The following is an 11,504-nucleotide window of genomic DNA, read 5'->3' on the forward strand; positions in this document are numbered from 1 at the left end:
CGTCAGGAGCGGTAGACGAGGACAGGCACCTTGGCGTGGCTGAGTACCTTCGTCGTGACGCTGCCCATCAGGAAGGCGCTGACGCCGCGCCGGCCGTGCGAGGCCATGGCGATGAGGTCGCAGCCCTTTGCCTTGGCGGTGTCGACGATCGCCTGCCAGGCATCGCCCGCCGTCACCTGCAGTGTCTCCACTGCCACGCCGGCGGTGTTCGCCTTTGCCTCGACTGCACCGAGGATGCGGATGCCATCCTCCTTCACATGCGCTTCGTAATCCGTCCTGAGATTGACGGTCGCGCCGGGCGTCACGGGAAGGAAGTGCAGCGGTTCGGCTACCGTCAAAACCGTCACCCTGGCGCCGAGCGTCTTGGCGAGCTGGAGCGCCTGGTCGATGGCGGCGGAAGACATGTCGGACCCATCCGTGGGAACGAGGATATGCTTGTACATGGTGCAGCCTCCTTTTTTGCCCAGACTAGAACCGGCGTCCGGCGCTGCCTTGATGGAAATCAACCGCAACGCTTTCGTCAAGCGCTGGTTGCAGCCATGTTGCGGGCAACTGTCGCCGCATAGGCGGTCTGCAGCTCGTTGAAGACCGAGCGGGCAGGGCGCGGCGCGCCGAGGTGGATTGCGCGCAGCTCCTCCATGAAGGCCTCCCACAGAGGCGGGCCTCCCTCTTCCAGCAGTTCCGCACGGATCGACAGGTCCTCCGTCACCGGCAGGAAGCGCCGGCCCCAGGCACCCATCATGGCGAAGACCGGCACAAGAGCGATGCCCATCTCGGTGAGGCTGTAGAGCGCCTTCTGCTTGTGGCTCGGATCGTCCGCCTTGCTGACGATGCCTTCCTCGACGAGGCGGCGCAGCCGGTCCGCCAGGATGTTGGAGGCGATGCCTTCCTCCGATTTCGTCAGGAGCTCGCGGAAGTGGCGACGGTTGCCGAACATCATGTCGCGCAGCACGATCAGGCTCCAGCGGTCGCCGAGGATTTCAAGCGTCAGGTTGATCGGGCAGCCGGAGCGGTAGGTGTCTTTCATCGGGCTCTCCAGGAACTGCTTGCATGTTACAAGCGGTTCGGGCGCCCATCAAGCCGCTGAGATCATGTCCGGTGCGAAGCCGCAGTGCGAAACGCGCGCGGTGTTGGCACGCCGGGGCGCTCAGCCGACTAGGTTGGAGAAGCGTACGGAATAGATGCGATCACGACCGAGCATGTGGGCGACGAGGTTTGGCCGCTCGAAAAGGCCGGTCATCGCTTTGTGGCGCAGGTCCAGCCCGCCCGTCATCAGGCCGAAGGCGGGCATCAGCAGGCGTCGCCCGTCGGTCGCAAAACAGGGTCGGCGCACGGCCTTCTCCCGGCGGATGACGGTGGCGGCCGGATGGAGGTGCCCTGCAATCTCGCCGGCAGGTGAAATCAGTGATGGCTCGTGCCGGAAGACAAGACCCGCATAGTGCAGCTCGTCGGCCGACTGGCCGGGCAGGTCCACCGTCCCGTCGGGATCGTGGTTGCCGTTGATCCAGATCCAGTCACGCCCGCGTGCCAGATCGGCGATCTTCGTGCGGAACATGTCCGGCAGGTGGGCCGAACCGACGCGGTCGTGGAAATTGTCGCCGAGGCTGACGACGATCGCCGGATCGTGCCTGAGGATGACGGCTTCGAGTACCTTGAGCGTGGCGAGCGTGTCGTAGGGCGGCAGCATCATGCCGCGCCGTGCGAAGGCGGCGCCCTTTTCCAGATGCAGGTCCGAGACGACGAGAAGGCGGGTTTCCGGCAGGTAGAGCGCGCCCAGCGGATCACACACCGCTTCGACGCCCGCCACAACGGTGCGGGCCGAAACGGCGCCGAAATCCTCGATCTTCGCCGATGCCAGCGCGAGCCTCTGCATGCCTGTCGTTCAATCCCTCTAGATGGACCTTCAGATAACGGCCTCGCCCATCGCCTCGGCGATCAGGTCCTCCGCCGCTTCCGCCAGCAGGGAATCCTGTGCCTCGCCCGCCACCGGTTCCTTGCCGATTTCCAGCATGATCGGCACGGCGAGCGGTGAGATGCGGTCGAGCCGACGATGGGTGATGTGACCCTTGATTCGTGCCAGCATATCGCCCAATCGCTGAATATCCAAAAGCCCTGCCGCCGCATCGTTGCGCGTGGCTTCGAGCAGGATGTGGTCTGGCTCGTGGCTTCTCAGCACGTCGTAGATCAGGTCGGCGGAAACGGTGACCTGCCGTCCGGTCTTTTCCTTGCCCGGGTGGCGCTGCTCGATAAGTCCGGCGATCACGGCGCAATTGCGGAAGGTGCGCTTCAGCATGAAGCTTTCGTCTAGCCAGGCTTCGAGGTCGTCGCCCAGCATGTCCTCGTCGAAGAGCTCTGCCAGCGATGGGCGTTCCACGGCAAAGCTGTAGCCGAGGTCGTCGAGCGCCCAGACGGCAAGCGAATAGTCCGTGGCGACGAAGCCGAGCGGCCGGCGGCCGGTCCGCTCCAGCCGGCGCGTCAGCAGCATGCCGAGTGTCTGGTGCGCCAGCCGCCCTTCGAACGGATAGGCGACCATGTAGTGCCGGCTGCCGCGTGGAAAGGTCTCGATGAGCAGCTCGTCGCGTTTCGGCAGGGCGGAGACGTCCCGCTGCAAGGCCAGCCAGTCGCGCACCTGCTCGGGCAGGCCGCCCCAGCGGTCGGGATCGTCCAGCATGCCGCGCACCTGATCGGCGAGATAGGTGGAGAGCGGGAACTTGCCGCCGGCATAGGCCGGCACTTTCGGGTCGAGCGAAAACGCCTGGGAAACGAGGCACTCGTTCTCCCGGATGCCCTCGAAGCGCAGTACCTTGCCGGAAAAGAGGAAAGTATCGCCGGGCGCCAGCATTTCGAGGAAGTATTCCTCCACCTTGCCGAGAGAGGCGCCACCACGGCCGATCGCGCCCTTGGCGCCGCGCTTGACCATGCGCACGTTCAGCATCGGCATTTCGACGATCGTGCCGAGATTGAGCCTGTATTGCTGGGCGACCTGTGGATTGGAGACGCGCCACAGCCCGTTCTGCGTCTTGCGGATGCGGGCATAGCGCTCATAGGTCTTCAGCGCATAGCCGCCGGTGGCGACGAAGGCGACGATGCGGCTGAATCTTTCCCGGGGCAGATCGGTATAGGGTGCGGCGGCGGTGATCTCGGCAAAAAGCACATCCTCGTCGAAGGGCGCGGCGCAGGCCATGCCGAGGACGTGCTGGGCGAGAACGTCGAGTGCGCCTTCGCCCACCGGCGGCGTATCCTGCGCGCCGAGATAGTTGGCGTCGAGTGCCGCCTGACACTCCATCACCTCGAAGCGGTTGGCGGGTACAAGGATCGCCCGGCTCGGCTCGTCCATGCGGTGGTTGGCGCGGCCGATGCGCTGGGCAAGCCGCGAGGCGCCCTTCGGCGCGCCGACATGGATGACGAGATCGACGTCGCCCCAGTCGATGCCGAGGTCGAGCGTCGATGTGGCGACAACGGCGCGCAGGCGGTTTTCCGCCATGGCGGCTTCAACCTTGCGGCGCTGACCGACATCGAGCGAGCCGTGGTGCAGAGCGATCGGCAGTGTGTCCTCGTTGATGTTCCAGAGCTCCTGGAAGAGGATTTCCGCCTGGCTGCGCGTGTTGACGAAGAGCAGCGAGGTCTTGTGGTCGCGGATCGCCTCGTAGACCTCGGGCATCGCATATTTTGCGGAGTGCCCGGACCACGGCACGCGCTCCTTGCTCTTGAGGATGGTGATGATCGGCCGCGCCCCGCCCGGCGCCGTGACGAGGCCGGCATGCCGCGCCTCGCCCGGCCGCTGCTCGACCAGCCAGCGGCGGAGATCCATGGGTTCGGCGACGGTGGCCGAAAGGCCGATGGTGCGAAGGCCAGGCGCAAGCTGCCGCAGCCGCGCGAGCCCCAGTGACAGGAGATGGCCGCGCTTGGAGGTGACGAGCGAATGCAGCTCGTCGAAGATCACGTATTTCAGGTCCTTGAAGAAGCGCGGCGCTTCGCCGTTGGCGATGAGCAGGGCGACCTGCTCGGGCGTCGTCAGCAGGATGTCGGGCGGATTGAGGCGCTGGCGCTGGCGCTTGGCCTGCGGTGTGTCGCCGGTGCGCGTCTCGATGGTGATGGGCAGGCCCATCTCCTCGACGGGTTTCATCAGGTTCCGCTCGATATCGACCGCGAGCGCCTTCAGCGGCGAGATGTAGAGCGTGTGGATGCCGGTGAAGGCGCTGCCGGGCGGAATCCTGCCGCGGCGTGTGAGGTCGGTAAGGGCCGGCAGGAAGCCGGCGAGCGTCTTGCCGGCGCCGGTCGGGGCGATGAGCAGCAGGCTTTCGCCCGCCGTCGCCCGCGTGAGCAGCTCCATCTGATGCGCACGCGGCTGCCATCCCTTGGCCGAGAACCAGGCGGCGAAGGTGGAGGGCAGGAGGCTGGGGCCGGCGGCAGAATCGATGATGCTCACCGGCCTAAGCTAGTGACCGCTGGTCGAATGTGAAGCGGTCCCTGGAAAAATAGCCTCACATGGCGATGTAGCGGTCGGCGCGGTGATTGACCGTCAGGAAGAGGTTGAGCACCAGCGCGCCGACCACCGAGCAGAGCACGATGAAGGGCGCGGCCACCGAGAAAGCCGCGATGAGCACGACGACGTCGAAGGCGAGCTGCACGAGACCGGCACGGATACCGAAACGCTCCTGCATGTAGACGGCGAGAACGCCGATGCCGCCGAGGCTGGCGCGATGGCGATAGAGGCCGAGCAGGCCGAAGCCGAGCAGGATGCCCGCCAGCACCGCCGTCCACATCGGGTCGATGCTCTCGATGGTCACGAAATGCGGTTGCAGCTCGGTGATCAGCGAGGTCATCGTCACCGCCAGCACGGTCTTGATCGTGAAGGCCCAGCCGAGGCGCTTCAGCGCGAGGACGTAGAAGGGGATGTTCACGACGGTGTAATAGAGGCCGAAGCTTACGCCCGTCAGGTAATGCAGCACGAAGGCGACGCCGGCGGTGCCGCTCGCCACCAGTCCGGCGCTGCCCATCAGGGCAAGGCCGAGCGCGGCAATCATGCTGCTGGCGAACAGACCCTGTGCGTCTTCCAGCGGCGTATGGCGGGTGGGGGTGGGGTTCCAGAAGCCGAAACGCCGTTTGTCGCCGTCCATGCCAGATCTCCGAGGGTTTCTTCTGTTGTATAGGGCGCCATATCCGGCGCAAGCGCTGCCTTCGGCTAAGCCTCGCGCTTCGCAAGGAAGAGCAACCCATGCACCGGCTGGCCGGCATCCTGCCGGATCACGCTCTTCTCCATGGCGAGGATGGCAAGGCCGTTCTCCTCGGCCCTTTTGCGGATGAAGCGTTCCGGATGGGCATAGCGCAGCGACGGGCGCAGCAGCGGCGTGTCGTCCATCCCGCCATCCTCGACGGAAAAGGCGAAGAGGCCGTCGGCCTTCAAGAGGCGCGCGGCGCTCGGGAAGACCTCGGCGAGGTCGCCGAGATACATCAGCACGTCGGCCGCGCTGACGAGGTCGGCCCGCTCCTCCGGCGCATTGGCGAAAAGCCCGCTCTTTTCGGCGGGCAAAGATAGGTCCGCCTGCGCGAGATGGTCGTAGACCGCCTTCTCCGCCGCCTTGGCCAGCATCCCGGCGGACAGGTCGAAACCTTCGAGCCGCCCGGCGCTGGCGCGCAGTTCCACGCCGAAGAGGCCGGTGCCGCAGCCGATATCCGAGACGAGGCCGAAATGCGCATCCTCGCCCGCATGCCGGCGCACCAGCCGGGCGAGTGTCTGCGGCACCGTATAGTCGAGCCGCTGCACGAGAGCGGTGTCGAAGCGGTCGGCATAGTCGTCGAAGAGCCGCTCGACATAGGCGGTGGACGGCGCGGCGGGCGTTTCGGCAACGCCCAGCACGGCAAGCTTCAGGCCGGCGCCGAAGATGTCGGCCGGGTCGAGGGCGACGACCTTCGCGAGGGCGGCCGCCGCCGCCTCCTTCCGGCCCGATTTCTCCGCATATTCGGCGAGCCGGAACCAGCCGGCAGCCCAGGCGGGCACCTGTTCGAGCGCCTGTTCCATGAGTTCCGCAGCCTCCGCGAACTCGCCCGATTCCGCGAACATGCGGGCATAATCGGCGCGGCGGTCGGCGATGAGATCGCCGGAGGAGAAGTGCGGGCTCGTCATGGGGGCTCGGAAACGGGAAAACAGACGGCGCTACATGGCAGGGCCGCGGCAAAAGGCAAGCGAATTCTCGCGGGGACGCCTTGCTTGCCGCGGAACCGGTGACGGCTTATCTGGAGTGGACACGAGTTTTTGGAGAATCAACTGATGTCGAATGGCGTGAACGGGTTCCTCGGCGATACACCGATCCGCGTGATCATCAAGCTCTTGATCCTGTCGGTGGCCGTGGGCTTCCTGATGTCGATCTTCGGGCTCTATCCGGACGATATCCTCTTTGCCGTCCGCGACTTCATCGTCGACCTCTGGAACACCGGCTTCAAGACGCTCGGCCGGCTGGGCGACTACCTGTTGCTCGGCGCCGTCATCGTGGTGCCTGTCTTCATCCTCATCCGTGTTCTGAGCTATCGTCGCTGATCATGATCTCCCGTCGCGCCTTTCTTGCCGCCTCCGCGGCCTCCGTCGCCATGTTGGCTGCGGGCTGTTCCACCACCAGCGTGCTGAGCCCTTCGGCCGGCACCGGCAGCGACCAGACGCCGGCTTCGCTCTCCTTCGTCAACAAGATCCGGGCCGAGCGCGGCCTTGCGCCGCTATCGCTCGACACGGCGGCGCAGCGTGCGGCCATGGACCAGGCAAGCCGCATGGCGAGTGCGGGCAAGATGGAACACAATATCGGCTTCGGCGCGAATTTCCTGAAGCGCATGAAGGGTATGGAGGTGCCGCTGCCGGCAGCGGAGAATATCGCCGTCGGCCAGGACAACGCGGCCGAAGCCTTCGAGGCCTGGTATCGTTCGCCGAAACATCTGGAGAACATGCTGGGGGCGAACTACCGCGGGCTGGGCGTCGCGGTCGTCTCCAATCCGGCATCCGGCAACCGGCCCTACTGGGCGATGGTGTTGTCAAGCTGAAAGAGCCGGCCGGTCGCTCGGGGGAGTGGCAGGTTGGGGTGGCGTAGGGGGGAAGGATCGTGAGTGCAGCGACCGCAAACGGCAACGAGGGAGCCGGCCCCTTCGAGGTGACGCACCGGCTCGTGCTATCGATCGCCATCCCGATGACGCTCGGCTTCCTGACGACGCCGCTGATGGGGCTGACCGATACGGCTGTCGCCGGACGGCTCGGTTCGGCGGATGCTCTGGCAGGCCTTGCCATCGGCGCCGTGCTCTTCGACCTTTTGCTCGGCAGTTTCAACTTCCTGCGCGCTTCCACCACCGGCCTCGTCGCCCAGGCCTTCGGCCGCGGCGATCCAAGGGAAGAGCAGGCGGTCTATTGGCGCGCACTCGTCATCGCGCTCTGTTGCGGGCTCGCCATAGCCCTGCTGTCGCCCCTTCTGTTGTCCGCCGGCCTCTTCCTGATGGCGCCGTCGCCCGGCGTCGCGGAGGTGACGTCGACCTATTTCATGATCCGCGTGCTTGCCGCGCCCATGGCGCTCGCCAACTATGCCCTGCTCGGCTTCGTGCTCGGCCGCGGGCAGAGCCTGATGGGGCTGATGCTGCAGGCCATCATCAACGGCACCAATATCGTGTTGTCGATCGTGCTTGGCCTCTGGTTCGGCTGGGGCATTGCCGGCATCGCCTGGGGTACCTTTGCCGGCGAGACGATCGGTGCGCTTGCCGGCTTCTCCATCGTCGTCTCCCGTTTCAACCGGGCGCACCGGCCTTCCCGTGCGGAGGTCCTTGCCCGGGATAGGCTTCGGGCCCTGTTCTCGCTCAACCGCGACATCATGATCCGGACCTTCGTGCTGATCGGTTCCTTCGCCATCATGACGCGCATCGGTTCCTCGTTCGGTCCGCTGATGCTGGCGGCCAATGCGGTGCTGATGAACATCTTCCTCGTCGCCGGTTATTATCTCGACGGTCTTTCGAATGCCGCCGAACAGCTCGTCGGCCGGGCCTTCGGTGCGAATTTCCGTCCGGCCTTCGACCGGGCCGTCAAGCTCACCGTGTTCTGGTCCTTCGGCCTCGGCTTCGTCACCACGCTGCTCTTCCTCGCCTTTGGAACGGATGTGATCGGTCTGCTGACGACCACAGAAAGCGTGCAGGTGGAGGCGGCGAAGTATTTGCCCTGGGCCGCATTGACGGCGGTTGTCGGTGCTCTCGCCTTCCAGATGGACGGGGTCTATATCGGTGCGACCTGGTCGACGGCCATGCGCAACATGATGCTGCTGGCCTTTGTCGGGTATCTGCTGTCGCTTGCCGTCTTCGTGCCGCTTTTAGGCAATCACGGGCTCTGGCTGTCGCTCAACCTGTTTCTTGCCTTTCGGGGCATTTTCCTGGCTCTGCGCTTGCCGGGGCTTGCAGAACGGCAGTTTTCCAGGCCGGGCCGGAGCTGATCCCCGACCCGGATGTTGATCGTCAGACCGGCTGTATGAGGCCGATGCCGAGACCTGCTATCGTCCAGGGCCTTTCGGGCCGGGCCGGGCCGCCGCCATCCTCTTCGTGGATTTCGGCCCTGGCGCGCAGCCAGTGGGAATATTCACGGCCTTCCGGGCGGCCTTCTTCTTCCCAGATTTCGTGAGCCCTTTGGCGGATTCGTTCGTCGTGGTCGTCCATGGTATCGTCCCTTCCTGGCCTTTTTGGCCGTTATAGGCGGGATCGGTGCAGGCTACCGTCGATGCGAATCAGCTTTTGCCGAACACTCCACCCGCAGGAACGAAACCCTCCAGGACGACTATGGTTCCCGTGTGGCGCTCAGAGGGCGCGCTCGGCCCAGTGGGCGGTGCGCGTGCCACGAAGCGCGGAAATCGAGGCGATCTGCTCGCGATCACAAATGCGCGAGAGGCCGTTCACGATTTCGCCAGGCAGGGTCGGACCGGCGTAAACCATGCAGGAGTAGAGCTGCACGAGGTCCGCGCCGGCGCGGATCTTCTCCGCCGCCGTCTCGGCGCTGGAGACGCCGCCGACGCCGATGATCGGCAGGTTTTCGCCGACGCGCCGACGCATCTTGGCGAGCACCACGGTCGATTTCTCGAAGAGCGGCTTGCCGGAAAGGCCGCCTGCTTCACCGGCCTGGCGCGTGTCGCTGAGGCCAACTCGCGACAGCGTCGTGTTGGAGACGATGAGGCCATCGAGCGGATGGGCGAGGGCGACCTCGGCGATGTCGTCGAGACCCTCCTCGGTAAGGTCGGGCGCAATCTTCAGGAAGACCGGCACCTGGCGGCCACTTCTCGTCGCTTCCTCGGCGCGTGCGGCGAGCACGGCCGACAGCAGGGCATGCAGGCTTTCCTTGGCCTGCAGGTCGCGCAGGCCGGGCGTGTTGGGCGAGGAGATGTTGGCGGTGAAATAGCGCGCCACGTCGTAAAAGGTGCGGATGCCGGCGACATAGTCGGCGATGCGGTCGGCGCTGTCCTTGTTCGCGCCGATATTGACGCCGATCAGCGCATCGCGCCGGCAGGCCTTCAGACGCTCGAGCGCCGCTGCATGGCCGGCATTGTTGAAGCCGAGACGGTTGATCACGGCATCGTCCTGCACCAGGCGGAAGATGCGGGGCTTCGGATTGCCCTCCTGGGCGCGTGGGGTCACGGTGCCGATCTCGGTGAAACCGAAGCCGAGGCGCAGGAGGGCTTCGGGCACCTCGGCGTTCTTGTCATAACCTGCGGCCATGCCGACGGGATTGGGGAAGGCAAGGCCGGCGACGGTTTGCGCGAGGCGGGGATCGGCCTTGGCCGGGCAGGCTGGCACGACGCCGGCCTTCAGCGCGGCGATCGAGAGGCCATGGGCGGTTTCCGGATCGAAGAGGAAGAGGCCCTTGCGGCCGAGCGTGGACAGGAGCGACATCAGAGCGGCATCTCCGGAAACTGGTGGGCGCCGTCCGAACCGAGCGGCAGGGGCTTTTCCCAGAGCACGGCGGACAGCGGAAGGACGGCATAAAGATGGGGGAAGAGATCGCCGCCACGCGAGGGTTCGTAGACGAGCGTGTCGCCGAGCGTATCACCATCGACGGCGACAAGAATGAGATCATCCTGGCCGGCGAAATGGCGGGCGGCCGTCTCCTTTGCCTGTGTGGCGGTGGAGAAGTGGATGAAGCCGTCGGACAGGTCGATGGCGGCGCCCTCGAAAATCCCGTTCGCCTTCGCCTTCTGCCACAGACTTGCCGGAACGATCTTGTAGATTGTTTTGGCCATCTCGTCCGTTCCTCCACTGGCTGCTGTTTTTCAACGGTAGCGCTTGCCGCAAAGAACGGCGAATGTCTACCGGCGACAGGTCCGCAAACCGGCTCTTGGAGGATTTTGCATGCGAATTCACGCTCTGCCTTTCATCTTCGTTGTCGCCCTCGTGGCGGGCTCGGCCCAGGCCGAGGGCGAGGGACGTTATCGCATGGAGAAGACGGACGGCGGTTTTGTCCGCCTCGACACGGCGACGGGCGAGGTTTCGCTGTGCCGGGAGCAGGAGGGCCAGATCGTCTGCCGCATGGCGGCAGATGAGCGCGCCGCCTTCGAAAAGGAGCTCGACCTGCTCACCAAGCGTGTCGAAGCGCTGGAAAAAGGTGGTGTGACGGGCGAGACGACCGCAAAACCGTCTCTACCCACGGATGAAGAGATTGACCGGACCATGACCATCATGGAAAAGATGATGCAAAGGTTCATGGGCATCGTGAAAAACCTGGAGGAGGGTGAGGAGGAAACCACCCCCGGGAAAGACGCGGTCCCGCAAAAGACCTAACGGACATCCTTCGCCGGCCGAGGTCGTGTTGCGTCCGTCGCGGGTCCGTCTACTCTTGGGAGGGAGCGCATGGCATCGGCACTCACGATCATCATCGCGGACGACCATCCGCTGTTCCGCGGTGCGCTGAAACAGGCGCTGACCGGAATGGCGGGCAATCCCGACATCGTCGAGGCCGGCGATTTCGAGGCGGCGCGCAAGGCCGCCGCCGGCAATCCGAACGCCGACCTCATGCTGCTCGACCTTGCCATGCCCGGCGTCAGCGGCCTTTCCGGCCTGATCTCGCTGCGGGCCGAATTCCAGAGCCTTCCGGTCGTCATCGTCTCGGCGAGCGACGACCCGGCCACCATCCGCCGAGCGCTCGATCTCGGCGCCTCCGGCTTCATCTCCAAATCCGCCTCCATCGAGGATATCCGCGAGGGCATTGGCTCGGTGCTGGAAGGCAACATCTATACGCCCGGCGGCTATGTGCGCGGGCCGGAGCAGGACAGCGAGGTTGCTGATCTCATCGCGCGGCTGCGTACGCTGACGCCACAGCAGTCACGCGTGCTCGCCATGCTCGCCGAAGGCCTGCTCAACAAGCAGATCGCCTATGAATTGAGTGTCTCCGAGGCGACCATCAAGGCGCATGTCTCGGCGATCCTCCTGAAGTTGAATGTCGACAGCCGCACCCAGGCGGTCATCCAGCTCGGCAAGATCGGCAGTGCTCAGGCCGCCGCCTGAGG

14 protein-coding genes are annotated in these 11,504 nt (G+C 65.3%); 5 read left to right on the forward strand and 9 right to left on the reverse strand.

The genetic code is table 11. From position 1 onward, the window contains the following. Nucleotides 1–2: 2 nt before the first annotated feature. From K0P03_RS01055 to K0P03_RS01080, 6 genes are all read right to left on the reverse strand, one after another. Nucleotides 3–443: a universal stress protein gene (locus tag K0P03_RS01055; protein ID WP_023512411.1), complete on the reverse strand. Its 441-nt coding sequence runs from the start codon at nt 441–443 to the stop codon at nt 3–5. Between the two features lie 77 nt (nt 444–520). After that, nucleotides 521–1,027 carry a winged helix-turn-helix transcriptional regulator gene (locus K0P03_RS01060; RefSeq protein WP_023512410.1) on the reverse strand — a complete coding sequence of 169 codons (507 nt, stop codon included), beginning with the start codon at nt 1,025–1,027 and terminating at the stop codon, nt 521–523. A 120-nt stretch (nt 1,028–1,147) separates the two neighbouring features. Beyond that, complete coding sequence (gene pdeM, locus K0P03_RS01065) at nt 1,148–1,873, reverse strand: ligase-associated DNA damage response endonuclease PdeM (protein WP_023512409.1); 726 nt, start codon at nt 1,871–1,873, stop codon at nt 1,148–1,150. Between the two features lie 30 nt (nt 1,874–1,903). Then, nucleotides 1,904–4,429, reverse strand: a complete 2,526-nt coding sequence (locus K0P03_RS01070; RefSeq protein WP_272788687.1) for a ligase-associated DNA damage response DEXH box helicase — start codon at nt 4,427–4,429, stop codon at nt 1,904–1,906. Nucleotides 4,430–4,484: 55 nt separating this feature from the next. Further along, a complete protein-coding gene (locus K0P03_RS01075; RefSeq protein ID WP_023512407.1) occupies nt 4,485–5,120 on the reverse strand; it encodes a YitT family protein in 636 nt (211 codons plus the stop codon). A gap of 65 nt (nt 5,121–5,185) precedes the next feature. Further along, nucleotides 5,186–6,127: a methyltransferase domain-containing protein gene (locus K0P03_RS01080; RefSeq protein ID WP_023512406.1), complete on the reverse strand. Its 942-nt coding sequence runs from the start codon at nt 6,125–6,127 to the stop codon at nt 5,186–5,188. Between the two features lie 144 nt (nt 6,128–6,271). Here K0P03_RS01080 and K0P03_RS01085 point away from each other — a divergent pair, with 144 nt between their 5' ends. Genes K0P03_RS01085 through K0P03_RS01095 form a run of 3 tightly spaced genes read left to right on the forward strand, consistent with a single transcriptional unit; the run spans nt 6,272 to nt 8,450 of the window. Continuing rightward, entirely contained in the window at nt 6,272–6,538 is a 267-nt protein-coding gene (locus K0P03_RS01085; protein ID WP_023512405.1) for a DUF6460 domain-containing protein, read from the forward strand. A 2-nt stretch (nt 6,539–6,540) separates the two neighbouring features. Beyond that, nucleotides 6,541–7,029, forward strand: coding sequence for a CAP domain-containing protein (locus K0P03_RS01090; RefSeq protein ID WP_272788688.1), 489 nt, complete (start codon nt 6,541–6,543; stop codon nt 7,027–7,029). Between the two features lie 59 nt (nt 7,030–7,088). After that, entirely contained in the window at nt 7,089–8,450 is a 1,362-nt protein-coding gene (locus K0P03_RS01095; RefSeq protein ID WP_245462048.1) for an MATE family efflux transporter, read from the forward strand. Between the two features lie 22 nt (nt 8,451–8,472). Here the strand turns inward: K0P03_RS01095 and K0P03_RS01100 are convergent, their stop codons facing one another. From K0P03_RS01100 to K0P03_RS01110, 3 genes are all read right to left on the reverse strand, one after another. Then, a complete protein-coding gene (locus K0P03_RS01100) occupies nt 8,473–8,670 on the reverse strand; it encodes a DUF2934 domain-containing protein (RefSeq protein ID WP_023512402.1) in 198 nt (65 codons plus the stop codon). Between the two features lie 138 nt (nt 8,671–8,808). After that, the gene (locus tag K0P03_RS01105; protein ID WP_272788690.1) at nt 8,809–9,894 is read right to left on the reverse strand and encodes a quinone-dependent dihydroorotate dehydrogenase; all 1,086 of its coding nucleotides are present in this window, start codon (nt 9,892–9,894) and stop codon (nt 8,809–8,811) included. After that, the gene (locus K0P03_RS01110; protein ID WP_023512400.1) at nt 9,894–10,241 is read right to left on the reverse strand and encodes a DUF952 domain-containing protein; all 348 of its coding nucleotides are present in this window, start codon (nt 10,239–10,241) and stop codon (nt 9,894–9,896) included. Before K0P03_RS01110 ends, K0P03_RS01105 begins: the two co-directional genes overlap by 1 nt. A gap of 109 nt (nt 10,242–10,350) precedes the next feature. On the opposite strand from K0P03_RS01110, the gene K0P03_RS01115 reads away from it, so the two are divergent. Further along, the gene (locus tag K0P03_RS01115) at nt 10,351–10,779 is read left to right on the forward strand and encodes a hypothetical protein (protein ID WP_023512399.1); all 429 of its coding nucleotides are present in this window, start codon (nt 10,351–10,353) and stop codon (nt 10,777–10,779) included. Nucleotides 10,780–10,848: 69 nt separating this feature from the next. Then, entirely contained in the window at nt 10,849–11,502 is a 654-nt protein-coding gene (locus tag K0P03_RS01120) for a response regulator (protein WP_023516639.1), read from the forward strand. Nucleotides 11,503–11,504: the final 2 nt, after the last annotated feature.

Origin of the sequence: Shinella sp. HY16 (genome assembly GCF_028534175.1) — a bacterium.
GTDB lineage: Bacteria > Pseudomonadota > Alphaproteobacteria > Rhizobiales > Rhizobiaceae > Shinella.